At 59.6% G+C, this 22,041-nt stretch carries 22 protein-coding genes and 1 tRNA gene; 16 read left to right on the top strand and 7 right to left on the bottom strand.

Annotated features, from left to right (window positions below):
* Positions 1-169: 169 nt before the first annotated feature.
* The 3 genes from OK142_RS06375 (at position 170) to OK142_RS06365 (ending at position 959) form a co-directional block, all read left to right on the top strand.
* A complete protein-coding gene (locus OK142_RS06375; protein ID WP_498681646.1) occupies positions 170-592 on the top strand; it encodes a hypothetical protein in 423 nt (140 codons plus the stop codon).
* Positions 593-681: 89 nt separating this feature from the next.
* A complete protein-coding gene (locus OK142_RS06370; protein WP_216330686.1) occupies positions 682-918 on the top strand; it encodes a hypothetical protein in 237 nt (78 codons plus the stop codon).
* Positions 884-959, top strand: a tRNA-Phe gene (locus OK142_RS06365). The genes OK142_RS06370 and OK142_RS06365 overlap by 35 nt, the downstream gene beginning before the upstream one ends.
* A gap of 531 nt (positions 960-1,490) precedes the next feature.
* Here the strand turns inward: OK142_RS06365 and mnhG are convergent.
* The 7 genes from mnhG to OK142_RS06330 form a co-directional block, all read right to left on the bottom strand.
* Positions 1,491-1,835, bottom strand: coding sequence for a monovalent cation/H(+) antiporter subunit G (gene mnhG / locus OK142_RS06360; protein ID WP_313617428.1), 345 nt, complete (start codon positions 1,833-1,835; stop codon positions 1,491-1,493).
* Positions 1,832-2,113 (bottom strand): K+/H+ antiporter subunit F, encoded by a 282-nt coding sequence (locus OK142_RS06355; RefSeq protein WP_003493758.1) that lies wholly within the window; start codon positions 2,111-2,113, stop codon positions 1,832-1,834. The genes mnhG and OK142_RS06355 overlap by 4 nt, the downstream gene beginning before the upstream one ends.
* The gene (locus OK142_RS06350; RefSeq protein WP_216330687.1) at positions 2,110-2,598 is read right to left on the bottom strand and encodes a Na+/H+ antiporter subunit E; all 489 of its coding nucleotides are present in this window, start codon (positions 2,596-2,598) and stop codon (positions 2,110-2,112) included. Before OK142_RS06350 ends, OK142_RS06355 begins: the two co-directional genes overlap by 4 nt.
* Entirely contained in the window at positions 2,595-4,241 is a 1,647-nt protein-coding gene (locus OK142_RS06345; protein ID WP_216330688.1) for a monovalent cation/H+ antiporter subunit D, read from the bottom strand. The genes OK142_RS06350 and OK142_RS06345 overlap by 4 nt, the downstream gene beginning before the upstream one ends.
* Positions 4,238-4,573, bottom strand: a complete 336-nt coding sequence (locus OK142_RS06340; RefSeq protein ID WP_137037070.1) for a Na+/H+ antiporter subunit C — start codon at positions 4,571-4,573, stop codon at positions 4,238-4,240. The genes OK142_RS06345 and OK142_RS06340 overlap by 4 nt, the downstream gene beginning before the upstream one ends.
* Positions 4,573-7,491: a monovalent cation/H+ antiporter subunit A gene (locus tag OK142_RS06335; protein ID WP_498681642.1), complete on the bottom strand. Its 2,919-nt coding sequence runs from the start codon at positions 7,489-7,491 to the stop codon at positions 4,573-4,575. The genes OK142_RS06340 and OK142_RS06335 overlap by 1 nt, the downstream gene beginning before the upstream one ends.
* Positions 7,492-7,597: 106 nt before the next feature.
* Positions 7,598-7,975 (bottom strand): hypothetical protein, encoded by a 378-nt coding sequence (locus tag OK142_RS06330; RefSeq protein ID WP_003493767.1) that lies wholly within the window; start codon positions 7,973-7,975, stop codon positions 7,598-7,600.
* 505 nt (positions 7,976-8,480) lie between these two features.
* On the opposite strand from OK142_RS06330, the gene OK142_RS06325 reads away from it, so the two are divergent.
* From OK142_RS06325 to OK142_RS06265, 13 genes are all read left to right on the top strand, one after another.
* Entirely contained in the window at positions 8,481-10,088 is a 1,608-nt protein-coding gene (locus tag OK142_RS06325; RefSeq protein WP_498681640.1) for a globin-coupled sensor protein, read from the top strand.
* Positions 10,088-10,387, top strand: coding sequence for an STAS domain-containing protein (locus OK142_RS06320; RefSeq protein ID WP_216330690.1), 300 nt, complete (start codon positions 10,088-10,090; stop codon positions 10,385-10,387). The genes OK142_RS06325 and OK142_RS06320 overlap by 1 nt, the downstream gene beginning before the upstream one ends.
* The gene (gene cheY1, locus OK142_RS06315) at positions 10,384-10,749 is read left to right on the top strand and encodes a chemotaxis response regulator CheY1 (protein WP_003493773.1); all 366 of its coding nucleotides are present in this window, start codon (positions 10,384-10,386) and stop codon (positions 10,747-10,749) included. Before OK142_RS06320 ends, cheY1 begins: the two co-directional genes overlap by 4 nt.
* Before the next feature lie 16 nt (positions 10,750-10,765).
* A complete protein-coding gene (locus OK142_RS06310) occupies positions 10,766-13,033 on the top strand; it encodes a chemotaxis protein CheA (protein WP_498681638.1) in 2,268 nt (755 codons plus the stop codon).
* A gap of 13 nt (positions 13,034-13,046) precedes the next feature.
* Positions 13,047-13,955, top strand: a complete 909-nt coding sequence (gene cheR / locus OK142_RS06305; RefSeq protein ID WP_082183695.1) for a protein-glutamate O-methyltransferase CheR — start codon at positions 13,047-13,049, stop codon at positions 13,953-13,955.
* Complete coding sequence (gene cheB, locus OK142_RS06300) at positions 13,952-15,007, top strand: protein-glutamate O-methylesterase CheB (RefSeq protein WP_082183696.1); 1,056 nt, start codon at positions 13,952-13,954, stop codon at positions 15,005-15,007. Before cheR ends, cheB begins: the two co-directional genes overlap by 4 nt.
* Complete coding sequence (cheY2, locus tag OK142_RS06295; protein ID WP_003493781.1) at positions 15,007-15,396, top strand: chemotaxis response regulator CheY2; 390 nt, start codon at positions 15,007-15,009, stop codon at positions 15,394-15,396. Before cheB ends, cheY2 begins: the two co-directional genes overlap by 1 nt.
* Positions 15,393-15,938, top strand: coding sequence for a chemoreceptor glutamine deamidase CheD (gene cheD / locus OK142_RS06290; protein WP_498681635.1), 546 nt, complete (start codon positions 15,393-15,395; stop codon positions 15,936-15,938). Before cheY2 ends, cheD begins: the two co-directional genes overlap by 4 nt.
* A gap of 14 nt (positions 15,939-15,952) precedes the next feature.
* On the top strand, positions 15,953-16,336 hold the full coding sequence (gene cheT, locus OK142_RS06285) for a chemotaxis protein CheT (RefSeq protein ID WP_082183700.1): 384 nt from the start codon (positions 15,953-15,955) through the stop codon (positions 16,334-16,336).
* Positions 16,337-16,477: 141 nt separating this feature from the next.
* The gene (gene fliF, locus OK142_RS06280; protein ID WP_318283507.1) at positions 16,478-18,160 is read left to right on the top strand and encodes a flagellar basal-body MS-ring/collar protein FliF; all 1,683 of its coding nucleotides are present in this window, start codon (positions 16,478-16,480) and stop codon (positions 18,158-18,160) included.
* A 370-nt stretch (positions 18,161-18,530) separates the two neighbouring features.
* The gene (gene visN / locus OK142_RS06275) at positions 18,531-19,262 is read left to right on the top strand and encodes a transcriptional regulator VisN (RefSeq protein ID WP_035241582.1); all 732 of its coding nucleotides are present in this window, start codon (positions 18,531-18,533) and stop codon (positions 19,260-19,262) included.
* A gap of 52 nt (positions 19,263-19,314) precedes the next feature.
* Positions 19,315-20,016, top strand: a complete 702-nt coding sequence (gene visR / locus OK142_RS06270) for a transcriptional regulator VisR (protein WP_003493793.1) — start codon at positions 19,315-19,317, stop codon at positions 20,014-20,016.
* Positions 20,017-20,173: 157 nt separating this feature from the next.
* Entirely contained in the window at positions 20,174-22,021 is a 1,848-nt protein-coding gene (locus OK142_RS06265; protein ID WP_498681633.1) for a methyl-accepting chemotaxis protein, read from the top strand.
* Positions 22,022-22,041: the final 20 nt, after the last annotated feature.

Here is a 22,041-nt window from a genome sequence, read left to right as displayed (position 1 = left end):
AGATTTTACACTTCTGTCGTCAGCCTGAGGCCCTTCGGGGCCTTTTTTAACGGCCTCTGTCCCGATGCTGCCGCTTTATGTGCATCCTTTGCCCGGCTGGGGCGTTGAAAAGGCGTGATCGGGCGATCTGCGCCCGCTGCCGCAATTCAGGACGCTTCAGGAGACTGCAATGAAGACATCACTGCGATCCCATGGTTTTGACAAGCCATCGGACCTCGACGACCACCTGGCTGAGCTTGATGAAGAAGCTGCGGAGAAAAAGGCCGGAAAACCCGCCGCCGGACAGGCGCGTGTTTCCGCAATGGTGGATCCGTCAATACGCGCGGAACTGGATGATCTGCGCAAACAGCTGGAAAAGATCCGCCGCGACGTGAAAAAGCTGGAGGCGGCTTCCCATCCGGTTCGTCATAGACCCGCAAATATCAGGCACGAGAAGGACCACGAGAATTCGCGCCTGATGATGGTGGTGCGCTCCGTTGCCGTCACCTCGCTCGCCAGTCGCATCTTCGCTTCCTCGCCTGTCATGGCGGCACTGGTGGCCGTTGTGCCTTTCGCGCTTGGCCTTGCCGCACGGCACAGGGAAGGGTCTTAAAGGCGGGCGTCGTACGTCACCGCAGAAGCTGCCCGTCATTGCCCCAAAAAAGATCAGGTGAATTGCTGAGGGGAAATGCGGATTAGCGGATGACGAATACCGGGATTTCGGCGCGGGATTTGTCCTGCGCCGAGCCGGCATTCCAGCCATCCACAGGCGCCGTGAAAAAACTGTCAAAAAACTTCGCGATGGCGCTTGCCATGTCCGAACAAGATGTTATAACCCCGCTCACTTTCGGGGCACCAAACAGCCCCGCCCGCCAAAAGCGGAGGTTCTTCAAGGACCTGAAGTGCCCGGATAGCTCAGTTGGTAGAGCAGCGGATTGAAAATCCGCGTGTCGGTGGTTCAAATCCGCCTCCGGGCACCATTAATTCTCCCAGATAAAGTTTATGCAGCATTCTGTTTCGGTTCAACGAAAGCGGTACAATAAGATTCCGCTGTATCTATTTTGTAGTCGGACCCTGTTTTGTAGGGGGAAGAGGGATGTCTTCGCCAATATTCATTTTCTGAAGAGCTAAGGGCCTCTTCAGTAATTATTTAAGCTATTTCAATTATTTATTAGTTTACTGATTTTTCTCAATTGGATTTTTCGCCTAGTTGAGTGTTTCGTCGTCCTCCTTATCGTCCTACGTGAGATACTTTTGAAAATGAGGTTGATCGCGAGGCAAAAAAAATGTCAACGAGTGCGTATGCTATCCGGCGAATAGCTAACGAAGTTGCGCAACGAAAATTTTGGCTTTCAGTAATCGTGCTGAAACGTGTCCTCGCTACGGCTGGACCCATGAAATTCCGGCCCGTAAGTCGGATATCGCGAATGGAATTAAGGTGCTCCGAAGTAGAAGAATCTTCTTCACTTTTCGCAAGGTCATTATTCCGAGACGGCCTTAACCCAATCGAATTACAGATGCTCCCGATTATCCGTATTCTGCTCCGCCCGGTCCCGATAGAGCGCCGCACGCCCCAGCAGCATCAGCGACACCGGTGTCGTCACCGTCACGAAGATGCCGATGAAGATCTCGTGGAAGGCGAAGCGGTCGCCGGAGACGGAGAAATAGATGATCGAGGCCATGACGATGCCGCCGGTGCCCCAGCTGGTGCCGAGTGTGGGCGCATGCAGGCGCTCATAGAAGCTGTTGAGCTTGGCAAAGCCAATCGTGCCGATCAGCGTCAGCGAGGCGCCGAGGAGTACGAAGAACGCCACGGCAATGGCGGCCCAGAGCGGGAATTCTGCGGCATTGCTCATTCGATCACCTCGCCACGCATCATGAATTTGGAAAGGGCAACGGTGGAGACGAAGCCGAGGATTGCGATGAGCAGCGAGGCCTCGAAATAGATGTCGTTGCCGGTGCGCAGGCCGAAGGTCAGGAGAAGCAGCATCGCGTTGACGTAGAGCGTATCAATGCCCAGCACCCGGTCCTGGGCCCGCGGGCCTATGGCGATGCGGTAGACGGAGATCGTCATGGCGATGGCCAGCATCAGCTGCGCAAGCGAAAAGGACCAGAAAAGGATAATCGAACTCATTCGAATATCTCCATCAGCAGTTTTTCATATCGGTTTTTGATGAGGCTTATCCAGGCCGCCTCATCGACGTCATCGAGAACGTGAAGGAGAAGCGTGCCCTGGCTGGAATTATATTCGAGCCAGGCGCTTCCGGGTGTAGAGGTGAGGATCGTTGCCAGAACGGCAAGCCCCATCGGATCGCGAATCTCGAGCGGGACGGCAAGGAAACCGGATTTGCGGTCTCTTTCGCGCTGGAACAGAATGATCCTCACGACCGAAATATTAGACCGGATGATGTCGTAAAGCACGATGGCAATCAGCTTGACGAGCTTGTGCCAGTTGCGGATGCGCGGTTTCGCGGGCCTGAGCGACGCCATCGCCCAGGAGGCGATGAGGGCCACACAGGTGCCGAGCAGCAGATGTCCCGGCGAAAAACTGTTGATCGTCATCCAGAAGAAGATCAGCGAGACCGTCAGCAGCGGGTAGGGCAGAACACGGCTCATCATGGCTGCGCCTCCGGATTGCTTCCCGCCCTCGGTGCGGAAATGACGCCCTGAATGTAGCTCGCCGGCAGATCGAGAATACGTGCCGTCTCCTGCATGTAGCGCATCACCGGCCCGGCCTGCACGGTCATGGCAAGTGTCAGGCCGAGCAGCAGCATGATCGGTGCGATTTCGATGACGAGAACGCGCGGCACCGTGCCTTCAATGGAGGCCCAGAAGGTGCGGATGCCCGCACGCGTCATCGAGATCAGCGAGGCGAAACCGGCAAAGACGATCAGGAAGACAAGCCACCAGGAAAGCGTGGAGACGCTGTCATTGGCGCCGAGCCCGGAAGGATTGAGAATGGCGGTCAGCATGGAGAATTTGGCGATGAAGCCCGAGAGCGGCGGCAGGCCGGCCAAAAGAATGCCGCAGGCTGCAAAACAAGCGCCGAGCACCGCCATGGTGCCGGGCATGGTCACGCCGACTTCCTCTTCCTCCTCCTCATCTTCGCCCTCGCCATAGGCTTCCATGGTGACGGCAAGAACGTTCGCGCCCGCATCCTGCCCGCGTTCGACGAGTTCGATCAGCATGAAGAAGGCGCTGATGGTGAGCGTGGAACTGACGAGATAATAGAGCGCGCCGGCCGCCACCGTCGGGTTGCCTGTGCCCATGGCGGCGAGAAGCGTTCCCGACGATACCAGAACCGAAAACCCGGCCAGCCGGCCAAGCGCCTGCGATGCCAGAACGCCGATGGCCCCGAAGATGATGGTGGCGATGCCGCCGACAAGCAGGGCATCATGGCCAAAACCGGCGGATTCGCCGGCCGTCTGCCCGAAAAGCAGGAAGGACAGGCGGGCGATGACGTAAATGCCGACCTTGCTCATGATCGCAAACAGCCCGCCAACCGGGGCCGAAGCCGCGCCATAGGCGGAAGGCAGCCAGAAATTGAGCGGCCACATGCCGGCCTTGACCAGAAAGGCGATGCCGAGAACCGCAGCACCGGTTTCCAGCAGCATGCGCTGGTCCGGGTTGAGGCCTTCGATACGGTGGGCAAGGTCACCCATGTTCAGCGTGCCGGTGACGCCATAGATGAGGCTGACGCCGATGAGGAAGAACAGCGCCGCGACGAGGTTGATGGCGATGTAATGCAGTCCGGCCTTGACGCGCTGCTGACCGGAACCATGCAGCAAAAGGCCATAGGAAGCCGCCAGCATCACTTCGAAGAAAACGAAGAGGTTGAAGAGGTCGCCGGTGAGAAACGCACCGTTGACGCCCATCAGCATCATCTGGAACAGCGAATGGAAATGGGCGCCTGCCTTGTGCCATTTCGCCATCGAATAGATCAGCGAGGGAATGGCAAGCAGCGCCGTCAGAAGCACCATCAGCCCGGAAAGCCGGTCGGCAACGAGCACGATGCCGAAGGGCGCCGGCCAGTTGCCGAGCAGATAGACACCGCTCGAAACCACCGCCGCAATCTCTGTATTGACCGTCGAATTCACCTCGCGGAACAGCAGGATGGCGACGCCGAGCAATATGACGGTCGAGGCAAGGCTGATGGCGGCTTTCGCGACACGCTGGCGCTCATCGAAGAACAGCAGGAGCGCAGCGGTGATCAGCGGCACCAGAATGGGGGCGATGACGATGTGGAAGGGGAACGACATCATTTCGTCTCCCTCCCGTCCACATGGTCGGTGCCGGTCAGGCCGCGCGCGGCAAGCAGCACGACGAGGAACAGCGCCGTCGTCGCAAAGCCGATGACGATCGCCGTCAGCACCAGGGCCTGCGGCACAGGGTCCGCCAGCGTCGAACTGTCAACGCCATCGACCAGAACCGGTGGCGCATTGGTCTTGATGCCGCCGACACCGAAGATGAAGAGGTTGACGGCATAAGACAGCAGTGAAAGCCCGACGATGACCTGATAGGTGCGCGGGCGAAGCACCAGCCACACGCCGGAGCCGGTCATGATGCCGATGCCGATTGCAAGAATGAGTTCCATTACACGTCCTCCGCTTTTGCGGCTTCAGGCGTGCGAACGCGGTAGTTGCGCAACGATTGGTGTGCCAGTGCTATGAGAATAAGAACGGTGGAGCCGACGACCAGCGAGAAGACGCCGAGGTCGAACAGCAGGGCCGATGCCGTCGGCATTTTGCCGATATAGGGTATCTCCGTATACTGGAAATAGGAGGTCAGGAACGGGTAGCCGAAATACCAGGAGCCGATACCCGTTGACGCCGCCATCAAGAGGCCAAAGCCCATCCAGCGCAGTGGCAGGATGCGGATGCGATCCTCCGCCCAGCGCGCGCCGCCGGCGAGATACTGCAGCAGGAAGGCGATCGCCATGGTAATGCCGGCTGCAAAGCCGCCGCCCGGCATGTCGTGGCCGCGCATGAACAGGAAGATCGCGAAGGTGATGATGACGGGGAACATCCACTGCATCACGATCGATGGCACATAGAGATAATCGCGGACCGTATCGCCCTTGCTACGATCCGGGCGCTCGGCATCGAAGGCGTTTTGCATCTGCTGTTGTTCCGGCACCCCGATGCTTTCATGCGCGGGGCGGAAACGGCGAAGCAGCGCAAAGACGGTGAGCGCCACGATGGCCAGCACCGCGATTTCTCCGAAGGTATCGAAGCCACGGAAATCGACGAGGATGACGTTGACGACATTGGTGCCGCCGCCTTCCGAATAGGCGCGCTCAAGGAAATAGGTCGCGATGGCGTTCGGAACGGGCAGGGTCATGACCGCATAGGCGATGACGGACATGCCGATGCCGCTTGCGGCGGCCAGCAGGAAGTCACGCGCGCGGCGAAGCTGCGCCGGCAACTCGTCGCTGCTGTCGACCTTCTCGAAGCGTTTTGGCAGCCATCTGAGACCGAGCAGGATGAGAACCGTGGTGACGATTTCGACCAGCAGCTGGGTGATTGCGAGATCCGGCGCGGATAGCCAGACGAAGGTAAGGCAGGTGACGAGACCCGAGACACCAAGCATGACGAGGGCGGCGAGGCGATGATATTTCGCCTGCCAGGCGGCGCCCATCGCGGCGATCATGCCGATCAGCCAGAGAATGGCAAAGATCGGATCGAAGGTTGTTACGCGCGGCAGCGACAGGGAGAATTCCGAAAGGAACAGGGGTGAGAAACCGGCAAGAAGCGCCACGAGGATGAGGAGTCTCAGCTGCGGCTGCAGACGCCGCGTGCCGAGCCTGCTTTCCAGCCACCGCGCCCACTTCCAGGACACGGTGACGAGAATGCGCTCGAAGATGCGCTGTCCTCGCAAATGCCGGAAGACCGGCGGACCGTCGTCGCAACGCGAGAAATAACCGCCGAGCAGGACATAGATGGTAACGCCGCCGATAAGTGCCGCGATACTCATGATGAGCGGCAGGTTGAAACCGTGCCAGATCGACAGGCTGTAAACGGGCGTCTGCGGACCGAGAACGGAAAGCACGGCCGAATGCAGGAACGGGCCGATCGACAGGCTCGGAACGATGCCCACGATGAGGCAGGCGAAAACCAGGAACTCGATCGGGAAACGCATCCAGCGCGGCGGCTCGTGCGGATTGGGGTTCGGCAGGTCAACGGGCTTGGGGCCGAAGAAGACCGTGTGAATGAAGCGCAGCGAATAGGCGACGGCGAATGCGCCCGACAGCGTCGCGACATAGGGCAGGGCCCGGTCCAGCAGCGAATCGGCATGGGTCTCGACGGCTTCGGCAAAGAACATTTCCTTGGAAAGGAAGCCGTTGAACAGGGGTACGCCGGCCATGGCCGCGCTGGCCGCCATGGCGAGCGTGGCGGTTGCCGGCATATAGGTATAGAGCCCGCTCAGTCGCCGCATGTCGCGGGTGCCGGTTTCATGGTCGATGATGCCCGCCGCCATGAAAAGCGATGCCTTGAAAGTGGCGTGGTTGACCATGTGGAAGATCGCCGCAACCGCCGCAAGCGGGCTGCCGAGGCTGAGCAGCGTGGTAATGAGCCCGAGGTGGCTGATGGTGGAATAGGCGAGCAAACCTTTCAGGTCCTGCTGGAACATGGCGAAATAAGCGCCGAGCAGCAGTGTGATGACGCCGGCCACGCCTACCAGCCAGAACCATTCCGGCGTGCCCGCCAGCACGGGCCAGAACCGCGCGAGCAGGAAGACGCCTGCTTTCACCATGGTTGCCGAATGCAGATAGGCGGAAACGGGCGTTGGCGCTGCCATGGCGTTGGGCAGCCAGAAATGGAACGGAAACTGCGCGCTCTTCGTCAGCGCGCCGCCGAGAATGAGGATAAGTGCCGGCAGATATAGAGAATGGGCGCGGATATCGGCACCGGCCTCGATGATCTTGTCGAGATCGTAGCTGCCCGCCATGTGACCGAGGATGAGCAGTCCGGCAAGCAAGCTGAAGCCACCGATACCGGTCACGGTCAGCGCCATGCGCGCGCCGTCGCGGGCACCGGCGTTCTGGTGCCAGTAGCCGATCAGCAGGAATGAGAAGATGCTCGTCATTTCCCAGAAGATCGACAGCAGGATGACATTGCCGGAGAGGACGACGCCCAGCATCGAGCCCATGAAGGCGAGCAGAAAGGCGAAGAAACGCGGGATCGGGTCTTCTGCGGACATGTAGTACCGGGCGTAGAGGACCACGAGCAGGCCGATGCCGGTAATGAGGATCGCGAAGATCCAGGCAAATCCGTCCAGCCGAAGGGTGAAATTAAGCCCCAGCTGCGGCAGCCATTCCACATCATATTTCAGCGCCCCGCCGCCACTGACGGTCGAATAAAGAAACATGCTGGCGACAAGACCGAAGAGGGCGACAGCGCCGGCGACAGAGGCCGGACCGGCCGCCGCACCATCGCGCGGCATGAAAGCCGTCAGGAGAGCGCCGACGAACGGCAATGCGACAATAAATGGAAGAATGGTTGCAAGTGTCATATGCGGCGGCGGTTTTCTCTCTGGAATTGGAGCCTACGGCGGGTTTCCGACGACTCCGATCCCTCAAGGTTCATGATGAACCGAATGATGAGGACCGCCGGAATGACTAATAGATAATATGCGGGGGCGCTCTTGGAACCACGCTCGCAAAGTCTCGGAAAGCTTGTGGCACGACGGCAACAGGTGTGACCGCCGGCCTGGCTTCTGGCGTTATCCGCAGGGTGGATGAGGCGAAATCGCTGAGGCGAAAGCCCGAACCGGCGTCGCCGGCCTTGCAGCCGAAATCACTGCCGCTTGTGCATTCTTTGTCGCGAAGAGAAGGGGATCGGCCGAGATCCACCGTCTGCAAACGTTCCAGACGGCTGGCCTTCGAGATTGTCTTGACGCCGGAAGGCGCCTGAAAGCCGATCATGACGAGCAGGCTTGCGACCACGAGGCCGATCAACACTTGCGGATGGCGGCCTGAAAAGCGGCATTTCTCCATCCATAACAAGTTGGCATCTCCTTGATCGTAAAGGTCTCTTTAAAGCATCACCGCTGAGCGAATATCCCGTTGATTTGTTTTAGGGGAAGGCGGACACGCTTGTCCAGCGCACAGGCCGGAAAATCCGCCCGCAGCGTCCGATTCCTTTTCGTTTTTGCCCGTTTGCGGCAAAGTGAGGGCGACAATGGCTAAAAGCTTTTACAAATTTTACCGTTTGACGCCGATGCTTATGTTTCTTAACTTTCAAGCAAGGAATTAACCATAAAGATTGATGGTATTTCCACGGCGGAATGGGGTTCTCTCCCCTTCCAGGCATGACGCCGCACTGCCGTACCGGTGCCGATCCGGTATTTCGTTTCTTGGTTCAAGAAGGTCAGGCAAGCGTCGATGCCGCATCGTCCGCGATGGGTATGTTCGTTCAAAAATCCCCCCTTAGGGTGCTGGCGTTCTGAACCTTGGCCAATTGGCCGGGTTTTACCGGCCGTCATGTTATTGGGGACGTCGGTTGGGGCAGGACTTGCCATCAGATCAAGCGCGCAGATCGGCAGGCGGAAGCCTGGCGGGGCGGCTGCGCTTTGCCGGCCTTGATGAGACGCAATCCGATTTCCTGCGCAATTATCGCGGCATGCTGGAACCCTACGTCAAGGCGGGCCTGCGTGACGTGATGAATCGTTTCCAGTCCATGCCGGACTGTTCGCCGTCTTTCGAAAGCGAAAACCAGCTCAACCGCCTGCACGATCTGCAATCCTCGCATTGGAGCGTTTTGACCGATGCGCGCTTCGATGCGCTTTATGCCGAGCGGGTAAAGGTTCTTTCCGACAATGCCAGCCGCATGGGCCTCGACCCGCGCTGGCAGATTGCCAGCCAGGCGATCGTTCTGGAACATCTGCTCGGCGGGCTGGTGACCGAGCACGCCCCGCGTTCCATCCTTCCCGGTAATCGCAGGAAAAGCTGCGAGCTGGCGGAAGTCGTGAAGAACGTCGTCCGTCTGGTGATGGTCGATACCGAGATCGCCGTGTCGCTGCGCTTTAATGAATTGCGCCTGCGCCATGGCCGGGAACTGGCGGAACAGCGCGACAGCGACCGCTCCGAAGCGGCAAGCCTGCTGGGCGAGGCGCTGACAGCCTTTGCCGCAGGGAACTTGCAGGCCCGCATCGGTGGCAATGTGCCTGAGGCTTACGCGGACGTTGCTGTCTCCTTTAATGCGGCGCTCGAAACGATCGGCACCTCGCTGATATCGGCGCAAAACAGCATCGGCGAGGCCGAGGCGCTGAGCGCACGTTTTGCCGAGATTGGTCGTTCCATGGCGGAACGTTCCAGCCAGCAGGCCGCAGCCCTTGCCGAAACCTCCCGCGCCATCCAGGCGATGATAGGGACCGTGGCTGAAAACGGCGCGCGCATATCGGCGGCGGAAACGGCCGTTACCCGTGCCCGTGAGTCGGCAGTCGAAAGCGGCAAGGCGATCGGCGAGGCGATCGACGCCATGTCCGATATCGAGCAATCCGCCGAACAGATCGGCAGGATCATCGGCACGATCGACGAGATTGCTTTTCAGACGAACCTTCTCGCCCTCAATGCAGGCATCGAGGCGGCGCGAGCCGGGGACAGCGGACGCGGTTTTGCCGTCGTCGCGCAGGAAGTCCGGGCGCTCGCCCAGCGTTCCGCCGATGCGGCAAGAGAGATCAAGAGCCTTGTCGGCACCACGAAGACACAGGTCGAGGGCGGCGTGCGCATGGTGAACCGCACGCAGGAAGCAATCGGCGGGGTCGTCCGGCAGGTGTCGGGTATCAACGAGATGATCGCTGAGGTCTCCCGGCACACTGCCGCGCAGGCCGGCGAACTGCAATCCGTCGCCGCCGATATTGGCGAGCAGGAGAGGCAGGCGGGCCGGATCGTCGCCGATATCGGCGCGGGCGCATCCGAGGCCGACACGCTTCATACCGTCATTCTGGAACTCGGCCGCACCATCCGCGCATTCCATATTGCCCGTCAGGAACATTTCGCTGCCGCCGCCGGTGCGGATCGGCCGCACTCATCATTTATGGCCCGTGCGCATAACCGCACGGATTACGGCCAGGATTACCAACAATTCAGACGCCAAGGAGTCATGTAATGGCAGCCAGAAAAGCAGCTGAGGCGACGCTGAAACTGTCACCGGTGCTGGATCTCAACGAGGCATCGGCGCTGCACGGCAAGCTGATGACGCTGAGGGGAGCACCGTTGTCGGTCGATGCGTCGGAGGTTGAGCGTATCGGAGCACTTTGCGTCCAGGTCCTCATGGCCGGCGCGAAATCCTGGGAAGAGGATGGCAAGCGGTTCGGTTTTGCCAAGGTGTCCGATGCATTCGACAAGACCATGAAACTGATAGGCGTCGATATCGATCATTTGCTCCTGAAGGAGATGCAAAAGTGAAGAAAAAAGTTCTGACCGTGGATGATTCCCGGACGATCAGGAACATGCTCCTGGTCACGCTCAACAATGCCGGTTTCGAGACCATTCAGGCCGAAGACGGCATCGAAGGTCTCGAAGTGCTCGAGCAGAGCAACCCCGATGTCATCGTGACTGATATCAATATGCCCCGTCTCGACGGTTTCGGCTTCATCGAGGGTGTGCGGCGCAATGAAAAATACCGCGCCATACCGATCCTCGTCCTGACGACCGAAAGCGATGCAGAGAAGAAGAACCGCGCCCGTCAGGCCGGTGCGACAGGCTGGATCGTCAAGCCGTTCGACCCTGCAAAACTCATAGATGCCATTGAACGCGTAACCGCCTGATACGGGACATTTCACGATGGATATGAACGAAATCAAGGAAATCTTTTTCCAGGAATGCGAGGAGCAGCTCGCTGAACTGGAATCGGGGCTTCTTAAATTGAATGACGGCGACCGTGATCCGGAAACCGTCAATGCCGTTTTCCGTGCCGTTCATTCCATCAAGGGCGGGGCGGGTGCCTTCGGTCTCGATGATCTCGTGGCCTTCGCCCACGTTTTTGAAACGACCCTCGACTGCGTCCGTTCCAACAAGCTGGAGCCGACACAGGACGTCCTGAAAGTCATGCTGCGCTCCGCCGACGTGCTGGCGGACCTGACCAATGCGGCGAGAGACGGCGGCAGCGTCGATGAAAGCCGCACCCGTGGCCTCGTCAAGGAACTGGAAGCGCTGGCAAACGGGGAAACCATCCAGGTTTCCGCAGCAGTAGCAGCGCCAGCTGCTGCGAAGATGCCTGAACCCGTCGCGCCCAAGCCGACGGACGAGAGCGGTTTCGAGCCAATCCCATTCTCCTTCTCGGACTTTGCCGACGAAACCACGCCGTTGATGGAAGCACCGTCCTTCCAGATCGCGTTCAAGCCGCATGCATCGCTTTATTCGAAAGGCAATGAAGCAGCCCTTCTCCTGCGCGATCTTTCGCGCATCGGCGAGATGAGCATCAATTGCGACATGTCAGCGCTGCCTTCGCTCGACAAGCTCGATCCCGAAGCCTCCTATCTCTCCTGGACGGTTTCGATCACGACCGACAAGGGCGAGGAAGGTATCCGCAGCGTTTTCGAATTCGCCGAATGGGATTGCGACCTCGAAATCACCCCCGTTGTGTCGGATGCTGCCGCGGATGAGGAAGAGCTTCCGATGATCCCGGTTCCGTTCGATCTCTCGGCTCTCGATAGCGGGCCGGACGAAGAACCTGCCGTCGAAGCCGTCGCGGCGGAAGAACCTTTCGTTGCCGCAGCCGTCGAGGCGGCCGTCGCAACCACCCAGATCGCCCAGAGCGTCAATGCCGCCATCGAAAAGCGCGAGGCGGCAGCAGCCCCCGCCGCCGCCCAGGCGAACGCCAATGCCGCGGCCAATGCAAGTGCCGGCCAGACCATCCGTGTCGATCTCGACCGTGTCGATCGCCTCATCAACCTCGTCGGCGAGCTTGTCATCAATCAGGCGATGCTGTCGCAGAGCGTCATCGAAAACGATGCCAGCGGCACGTCCGCCGTCAATATGGGTCTCGACGAACTCCAGCAACTGACGCGCGAAATTCAGGACAGCGTCATGGCGATCCGCGCGCAGCCGGTCAAGCCGGTGTTCCAGCGCATGTCGCGTATCGTCCGCGAAGTCGCCGACATGATCGGCAAGCAGATCCGCCTCGTCACCGAAGGCGAGAACACGGAAGTCGACAAGACGGTCATCGACAAGCTGGCCGAACCTTTGACCCACATGATCCGCAATGCCGTCGACCACGGTATCGAAACGCCGGAAAAACGCGAAGCGGCGGGCAAGAACCCGGAAGGCACCATCAAGCTTTCGGCCAAGCACCGCTCGGGCCGTATCCTGATCGAGCTTCAGGACGATGGCGCGGGCATCAACCGCGAGCGCGTTCGCCAGAAGGCGATCGACAACGATCTCATCGCCGCCGATGCGAACCTGACCGATGAAGAAATCGACAATCTGATCTTCGCTCCGGGCTTCTCCACGGCGGACAAGATTTCCGACATTTCCGGCCGTGGCGTCGGCATGGATGTGGTCAAGCGTTCCATTCAGGCGCTTGGCGGCCGCATCAACATTTCCTCGCGCCCCGGCCATGGTTCAACCTTCACCATGAGCCTGCCGCTGACGCTTGCCGTTCTCGACGGCATGGTGGTGACGGTGGCCGGGCAGACACTTGTCGTTCCGTTGACGGCAATCGTGGAAACCCTGCAGCCGGAAGCGAAGAACATTCACTCCTTCGGCGCCAACCAGCGGCTGATCTCCATCCGCAACTCCTTCTGCCCGCTGGTCGATGTCGGACGCGTTCTGAACTTCCGCCCGACCCAGGCCGATCCGGTCGAAGGCGTCGCCCTTCTGGTGGAATCGGAAGGCGGCGGCCAGCGTGCCCTGATGGTTGATGCGATCCAGGGTCAGCGCCAGGTTGTCATCAAGTCGTTGGAAGCCAACTATACCCATGTTCCGGGCATTGCCGCCGCCACCATTCTGGGTGACGGACGCGTTGCGCTCATTCTGGATGTCGATGCCATCGTCAGCGCCTCGCGCGGACAGCCCCTGAAGCAGGAAATGTCGCTTGCGGCGACAGGTTGAAAGCGGAACATCCATGGCAGCACTTAATCTCAGCGACCAGCGCCAGTCTCCCGACGACGTCCTTGCCAGCGGCGAATATCCACTGTCGAGGCGCGATCTGTCGGAGATCGCTGCGATGATCTACGCGGATGCGGGCATTTATCTCAACGACACCAAGGCGTCGCTGGTCTATTCCCGCCTGTCAAAGCACATCCGCAATCTCGGCCTGTCGGGCTTCCGAGAATATTGCGCATTGGTGTCCTCGCCCGAGGGCGCGCAGGCGCGGCGCGAAATGCTGTCGCATCTGACGACGAATTTCACCCGCTTCTTCCGCGAGAACCATCATTTCGAACATCTGCGGGACGAGGTCCTGCCGGGCCTCATCGCGCGGGCGAAATCCGGCGGGCGCGTCCGCATCTGGTCTGCGGCCTGTTCCGACGGGCAGGAGCCCTATTCGATCGCGCTCACCGTGCTCGCCATGTTTCCGAATGCGGCGGATTACGATTTCAAGATCCTGGCGACGGATATCGATCCGAAGATACTGGCGCAGGCCCGCGCCGGCATTTACGACGACAATGCGCTGGAAACCGTCTCCCCCGCCATGCGCAAGCAATGGTTCACGGAAGTCGATGCCGGCGGTCGCCGCAAGTTCCGCATCGACGACAAGGTCAAGCGCCTCATCACGTTCAACGAACTGAACCTGATGACGCAATGGCCCTTCAAGGGCAATTTCGACGTTATCTTCTGCCGCAACGTCGTCATCTATTTCGACGAGCCGACCCAGATGCGAATCTGGTCACGCTTCGCCGGGCTGCTGCCGGAAGGCGGCCATCTTTATATCGGGCATTCCGAACGCGTGTCCGGTGATGCAAAGAACCTGTTCGATAATACGGGCATCACCACCTACCGCTTCATTGGTCACGCATCCGGGAGGAAGGCATGAGCGCACTCGCACGGGTACTCGTCGTCGATGATTCCCCAACCATGCGCGGCCTGATTTCGGCCGTCCTCAAGGCTGATCCGGAGGTCGAGGTGGTGGGCCAGGCCGGCAACGCCATGGAGGCGCGCGCCGCCATCAAGCAGCTCAATCCCGATGTCGTGACGCTCGATATCGAGATGCCGGAGATGAACGGTCTCGAGTTTCTCGAAAAGATCATGCGACTGCGGCCAATGCCGGTCATCATGGTCTCGTCCTTGACACATCGCGGCGCGGATGCCTCGCTCGCAGCCCTTGAAATCGGCGCCTTTGACTGCGTCGGCAAACCGGCTCCGGGCGATGCCCGCCCCTTCGGTGACCTTGCCGACAAGGTAAAGGCGGCTGCCCGCTCGCAGCACGCGGCCTATCGCGCGGCGCGCCCCGAAACCGTTGCCGCCCCGCAGCCGACCCCGGTCAGCGATTACCGCGCCGGCCGCAAGGTCGTGGCCATCGGCTCCTCCACGGGCGGTGTCGAGGCGTTGATCGCCGTGCTCCAGAAGTTTCCGGCCAATTGCCCGCCGACCGTCATCACCCAGCACATGCCGCCGACCTTTACCAAGAGTTTCGCGGAAAGGCTGAACCGCATCTGCGCACCCGTCGTGGAAGAGGCGACGGACGGTGCACGCCTCCAGACCGGCAAGATCTACCTTGCGCCGGGCGGCGAACGTCATCTGCAGATCGCCAATCGCGCCGCACCCTGCTGCCGCCTGGTCGAGCGCGATCCGGTCAATGGCCATCGCCCCTCCGTCGATGTGCTGTTCGATTCGGTGGCCGAGCTTGCCGGCCGCAACGCCGTCGGCGTCATTCTCACAGGTATGGGCCGCGATGGTGCGGCCGGGCTGCTGAAAATGCGCCATGCCGGCGCACGCACGGTCGGCCAGAACGAAAAAACATGTGTCGTCTACGGCATGCCGCGTGTGGCCTATGAGCTTGGCGCCGTGGAACAGCAATTGCCGTTGGCCTCCATCGGCGAAGAAATCCTGAAACTAACCACTGCCCGTAAAGAAGGTGCTGACTAATGTCTCTCGCAGAAAAGATCAAAGTTCTGATCGTTGACGATCAGGTGACCAGCCGGCTGCTCCTCAGCGATGCGCTGACACAGCTTGGCTTCAAGCAGATCACTGCCGCTGGCGATGGCGAGCAGGGATTGAAGATCATGGAGCAGCAGCCCCATCATCTCGTCATCTCCGACTTCAACATGCCGAAGATGGACGGTCTTGGTTTCCTGCACGCCGTGCGGGCCAACCCGACCACCAAGAAGGCCGCCTTCATCATCCTCACCGCGCAGGGTGACCGCGCGCTGGTGCAGAAGGCAGCCCAGCTCGGCGCCAACAACGTGCTCGCCAAGCCCTTCACCATCGACAAGATGCGTGCAGCCATCGAGGCGGTTTTCGGATCGCTGAAATGATTGAAACTGCGGCCAAGCGCGTACATATCATTCAGGGCGAGTACAAGGTCATCAGCGATCCCGACGTGGTTCTGACGACGATACTCGGTTCGTGCGTGGCCGCCTGTCTGAGAGACCCCGTTGCCGGCCTCGGAGGAATGAACCACTTCCTGCTGCCGGGAACGGGCAATGTGACCGGTGGAGATGCGACGCGTTATGGCGTGCATCTCATGGAATTGCTGATCAACGGCCTTCTGAAGAAGGGCGCCCGCCGCGACCGGCTGGAGGCGAAGGTTTTCGGCGGCGCAAAGACGATCGCCAGCTTCTCCAATGTCGGCGAGCAGAATGCCATCTTCGCCATGCAGTTTCTGAAGGATGAAGGTATTCCGGTCATAAGCTCCTCCACGGGCGGGGAGCATGGCCGCAAGATCGAGTTCTGGCCGGTCTCCGGTCGTGCGCGACAGCATCCGCTGAGCGGCGCGGAAACCCAGAAGACGGTTGCGATGGAAACGCGTCCGGTGCCGGCGCCCAAACCCGTCGCCAACGACATCGAATTTTTCTAGTCACGGAGTTTCCAATGCAGATTGCAGACCACACCGGCACCACTCCGTTCGAAGAAGCCCTGCCGGATGTTCTCATGCGCGTGGTATCGGAGCTGCACGACGTCGCCTATCTCATCGAACGCATCGAGCCGCAATTGCTGGAAGCGACCAGCGGCCAGTTGTCCGGTGACGGCGTCAAGCTGCTGCAGGGCATCGACCTTGCCGTTCAAAAGACCCGCGGCCTTGCCGAGTTCATCGATACCATCACGGGCTCTATCCCCGGTGAGTGGATCGTGGACGTCTCGACCGCACTCAGCCTCGTCAAGCTTGCTGAGATGCAGAAGGCGCTGGGTGCGGCCTTCCGCCACGGCCATTCCCAGCCGCTCGACAAGGCCTCCGGCGACTTCGATCTGTTCTAGACCTCCCCGCATCCATTCACCCTCGCGTTTCCTTCCCCTTCGCGGATAACGGAGAAAGGCAACGCTCGCGCAAGCTTCGCACCCTATTGTCACCACGGGGCCAAAAGGTCTCGGACTCTATGAATGACGGTGCGGAACAGAATGAATCTGTTAAATCAAATCCCTCAGGTCTTGAAGAATGTCGCGGCTCTCGGTCAGACACGGCTTCTGATGCTGGGCGGCGTGGGCGTTCTGTCCATGGCCGTTATCCTTGCAGCGGCACTCTATGTGAACCGTCCCACCTATGAGACTCTCTATGTGGGACTTGAAAAGAGCGACCTCAACAAGATCAGCATTGCGCTTGCCGAATCGGGGCTGGACTTTCAGGTCGGAACCGATGGTTCGAGCCTTCAGGTTCCCGTCGGGCTTACCAGCAAGGCACGTCTGCTGCTGGCCGAGCGCGGCCTGCCCGACAGCGCCAATGCCGGTTATGAGCTTTTCGACAATGTCGGTTCTCTCGGCCTGACCTCCTTCATGCAGGAAGTGACGCGGGTTCGCGCCCTCGAAGGCGAGATCAGCCGCTCCATCCAGCAGATTGACGGGATTGCGGCCGCACGCGTCCATATCGTCATGCCGGATGTCGGCAATTTCCGCCGTGGCGAACAGAAGCCCACCGCATCGGTCATGATCCGCGCCAGTGCCACCGCCGGGCGCAAGGCGTCTGCCTCCATCCGTCACCTCGTCGCCTCGGCCGTTCCAGGTCTTGAAGTCGATGACGTGACGCTGCTCGATTCGACCGGCCAGCTTCTGGCTTCCGGCGACGATGTCACCAATGCCGCCATGAACCGCTCGCTGACGCTGGCGCAGAACGTCCAGCAGGAAATCACCACCAATATCGACAAGGCGCTGGCGCCTTTCCTCGGCATGGACAATTTCCGCTCGAGCGTGACTGCGCAGCTCAATACCGACAGCCGCCAGATTCAGGAAACCGTCTACGATCCGGAATCGCGCGTCGAGCGCTCCGTCCGCACGGTGAAGGAAGACCAGAAGTCCCAGGAAACGCAGCCCGACACGGCAGCGACCGTGGAGCAGAACGTGCCGCAGGCAGCGCCGCAGGGCGGTGCCGGTGGTCCACAGTCTTCCGACCAGTCCGCGAAGAAAGAAGAACAGACCAACTACGAGATCAATTCCAAGACGGTCGCCACGGTCAAGAACGGCTATACCGTTGAGAAAATTTCGGTCGCCGTGGTCGTCAACAAGGGTCGCATTGCCAAGATGGTCGGCGAACCCGCCGATCAGGCAAAGATCGACGCCTATCTCGCCGAAATGCAGAAGATCGTAACCTCGGCTGCGGGCATTTCTTCCGATCGCGGCGATATGGTCACGCTGACGGCCATGGACTTCCTCGAAACGCAGCTGCTCGATGAAGCCGCAAGCGGACCGGGCATCATGGAAGTGCTGAGCCGCAATTCGGCAGGCATCATCAACTCGCTCGCCTTCGTCGCTGTCGCCTTCCTCGTCATCTGGCTCGGTGTACGTCCCCTGGTCCGCTCGGTTGCCGGCAACGGTGCAGCGGCAGGCCAGCTCAGCCAGGAGGCCGCAGGTCTCGAACTGCCTGACTTCTCCCCGGGCATGGATGCCGGCGCAGGTGGTCTCATGGAAGGTTTCGGGGCGGATTTCGGCTTCGACAGCACCGACGACCTTCTGGCTGGCGGCGACAGCGAAGGCACCTTCAACCGCCGCGTTCGCGAAGGACCCGAGCGCAGGCTCTCCCGCATGGTGGAAATCAGCGAGGAAAGAGCAGCCAAGATTCTTCGCAAATGGGCGGTGGAAAAAGCCGCGTGATATTGAAAAAGGCCGGGTTTACCCGGCCTTTTGCGCATTTAGGGGCTTTTTGATATGCTGGCAGGCGCGCGATTGCATTCTCGTTTCAGGACACTGTTTACAAAAAATTCAGCAACGATACAGTTTGCTGGGAATAGGTTGAGAATGCCGTTTATGGATTGGCCAGCTTTTCAGTATGTTTTTTTAGCAATAGACGAGCAGGGAAATACGTGGAAAGGCTGTTGTCAGGTAATGGCAAATTCCGGTCGGTTCCATAAAATGAAGTGATTCGGTCTCCGGGGGTGCGCCATCCCGTTTTGGTAAGCTTCTCGAATGGAATGATTCCATCCCGATGTATAATCTCCCGCTGGGAGCAAGAGGGCGTAGGCGATTGAAAGTCGATGTTGATATCCGCAGGCTGTCTGCCAAGCCTATGGAGGGCATGGGTAAGCCCTTGCCGCGCGACCAGCTTGCCAAAAACGTCGCTGCCACGGCCGCTGCCGGTAACGTTTCAGGCGCGCTGGATCTGCTCGTAACCTACGCCGGCGCCTCGCATTATCTGCTGGCGCGGGATGATCTTCTCGAAGAAACCGGGCTGAAATTTATCGTCACGTCCGACTGGCCCTTCGATCTGGTGCGCAGGCTCGGTGTTGAACTGACGAACAGCCAGAACAGATCAAGCGAAATGGAAAAATGCCTTTCGCTTCTGCGACCGAAATTGCTTTTCCTTCCCGACGACGTTTCCGTTCCCTACGGTATCGACCGGCAATATTCGGCCCTGTCCTTCTGCGTGGGCCGCATCCGGCTTTCGCTGCTATTGCTGTTTCCGGAAAATGCGGTACCGTTACCCGAACGTTTGCGCGAAATCGCCCTGCTGACAGGGTATTGCGTCAGTTTCGGCATCGCCAGCGAAGCAAAAGCGGTGCGGGATATCGATCTTACCGAACGTGAGCTTGAGTGCCTGTTCTGGATCGCCGAAGGCAAGACCAGTGACGAAATTGCGATGATCCTTGGCATTTCTCGCAATACGATCAATAATTACATTACAAGCGTGATGCGTAAAACAGCGACGAAAACCCGCTCGGAGGCAATCGCCTACGCCGTGCGCAACAACCTTGTATAGGCATCGAACGATGGTACAGACGAAGGACAATGAGGGCTTTGGTCAAACGGGGATGTTTCACCGCAGCCCAGTCGTGACAACCCGGTCGGACCTGTTTCCGAAACTCGTCGCCATGCAGAAGGTGGTCGGCGCGCGGAATTTCGTGGTGACGAAGGCCGCCGCTTCCGGTTTCCCCAACAAGAAGAAGATGACCTGCGAGCTGGAAAACTGGGGCATGAATGCCGCAGAACAGAGCACGCAGTTCATCCGCGCTGTCGGCGATATTCTTCTCGATCATATCGAGACCTCGTTGCTTCCGGTCATCTGGCGCAACAAGAATGCCGGCGGCTTTGCCGATCTTCCCGACGTGCCGGCGCTGCTGCGCCGGATCGAGAATGACACATTGCCCTATGCGGGCTTGGCCCTGCCGGTGCGGCTCGGCACCATCGGCAACGGCTACATCGTTTTCTGCGGCAGCAATCTCGTTCTCGACAATGAAGTCGTCATCGAGCAGCACATTAAATGCTGCGAGATCATGGTCGACATGCTGGCGCTGGACGAGCGCAAGGCGGCACCTTCGGAAGCCTTGAGCGAGAGGGAGATCGCCTGCCTGCAACTGGCCGGTGATGGCCGTATCAGCGAAGAGATCGCGGTCAAGCTCGGGCTTTCCGTGCACACCGTCAATGCCTATCTCGGTTCGGCGACGATCAAGCTCGATTCCGTCAACCGCATTCAGGCGATCGCAAAGGCGATCCGTCTCGGTTACATCCATTGATCGCGGACGGGCTTGCCCCGTCCTCCTTGTCCGGCTCGCCTCGCGCAGACCGAGGGTAGTATTTCAGCTGCGGAACGCCTTATTTCGCCGGTCATTTCGCGTTTTTTAACAGTTGCCAACTAGAACTGTCACAGGTTTGGCTTTGGGGAACTGTTTCATGCACAACCGGCTCTTTAAGTCCGTTGCGGGTAAAGTCGTCGCGCTCACGCTTGGTCTGATCATGCTGAGTGTCGCAGCAGTCGGTGTTTCCACCTATATGCGGTTGAAAGACAATATTATCACGACCGCATTGCGCGATACGCACAGTGCAATGCGCGGCATGGCAATCCTCTACGAGATGAAGGTCGGCGGCGTTGCCCTCGACATGGGTGACGGCGAGCTGAAGAGCGTCGGCCGCGCCAGCATCGGAACCTTGCGCGATAACGACCTTGTCGACCGCACGGCGGCTGGAAACGGCGGCATCGCCACCGTCTTTGAAACCAAGGCCGGCGAATACGTTCGTGTCACCACCAATCTGAAAAATGAAAAGGGCGAAAGGGCAGCAGGCACGAAGCTCGCTACCGATCATCCTGCTTTCGAAAAAGTCACCAAGGGTGAAGCCTATTTCGGCCCGGCCACGCTTTTCGGCGTCAATTACATGACCGGTTACATGCCGGTCGTTAACAAGACCGGGGCAACCGTCGGCATCCTTTTTGTCGGCGTTCCGATGGAAGTCTATGAAGCCCAGATATACGGGCTGCGCGACTTGATGCTGATCTGCGGTGGCCTCGCCATGGTTGGTGTGGGGCTGCTCGCTTATTTCGTTATCAGGCGCACCCTGCAGCCGTTGAGCAGGCTTGCCGATGCCGTGAAGTCTCTTTCGGATGGCAATCTCGATACGCCGATCCCCTATGCCACCAACAGCAACGAGTTCGGCAACATTGCCCGTGCTCTTGTGATATTCCGCGAGAATGCGCTTGAGAAGCTCGCGATCGAGGGAAAAAGTGCCGAGGAACGCTCCATGGCGGAATCGGAACGTCACCGCAACGATACCGAGAAGCAGGAGCTGGACGGCCAGATCGAATTTGCAGTCGGGGAAATCGCCTCCGGTCTAGGCAGGCTTTCGCGCGGTGATCTGAGCCGCACCATCGAAACGCCGTTTGCCGGCCGTCTGGACCGGCTGCGCACGGATTTCAACGAATCCCTTCTCAACCTGCGCGATGCGCTGGGCCAGATCCGCGAGCGCACGCTCATCATCCAGCACAGCGGCTTTGAAATCGAGCAATCGTCGGTCGATCTGTCGAAGCGCACCGAAAATCAGGCCGCCTCGCTGGAAGAGACCGCCGCCGCCGTCGACGAAATCACGGTGACTGTCAGGTCCTCGGCCGAGCGTGCGCGGGAGGCCAATGAGGCCGTTCGCATCACCAAGCAGAGCGCCGACAGTTCCGGTTCGGTCGTCAGCAATGCCGTTGACGCCATGGGCCGTATCGAAGGCGCCTCGCGCAAGATCGAGCAGATCATCGAGGTCATTGACGACATCGCCTTCCAGACCAACCTTCTCGCTCTGAATGCCGGCATCGAGGCGGCGCGTGCGGGTGAAGCGGGCAAGGGTTTTGCCGTCGTCGCGCAGGAAGTACGCGAGCTTGCGCAACGTTCCGCCGACGCGGCGCGTGAAATCAAGCAGCTCATCAATCAGTCGACACAGGAGGTCAACTCGGGATCGAAGCTGGTTCAGGAGGCAGGCACCGTACTTTCCGCCATCAGCCGGCAGATCGTCACCGTCAGCCAGCACGTTGAAACCATTGCGACGGCAACGCAGGATCAGTCCTCGGCACTCCACAACGTCAACAGCTCAGTCAACCAGATGGATCAGATGACCCAGCAGAACGCAGCCCTTGCCGAACAGTCAAGCGCAGCGAGCAGGGTACTGTCCGGCGAGGTGGAGGCGCTGCTCGATCTGGTTCAGCGGTTCCAGATGGAGCAGGGCTCTGCGACTGGGAGGAATCGATTGAGCCGCGCGGCCTGACGGGTGCATTCGGAGCATTT

It is taken from the genome of Agrobacterium sp. BT-220-3 (assembly GCF_025910175.1).
GTDB classification, from domain to species: Bacteria; Pseudomonadota; Alphaproteobacteria; order Rhizobiales; family Rhizobiaceae; genus Agrobacterium; species Agrobacterium oryzihabitans.
The sequence above is the reverse complement of the archived record's forward strand: the minus strand, read 5'-3'. Positions and strand labels throughout refer to the sequence as shown.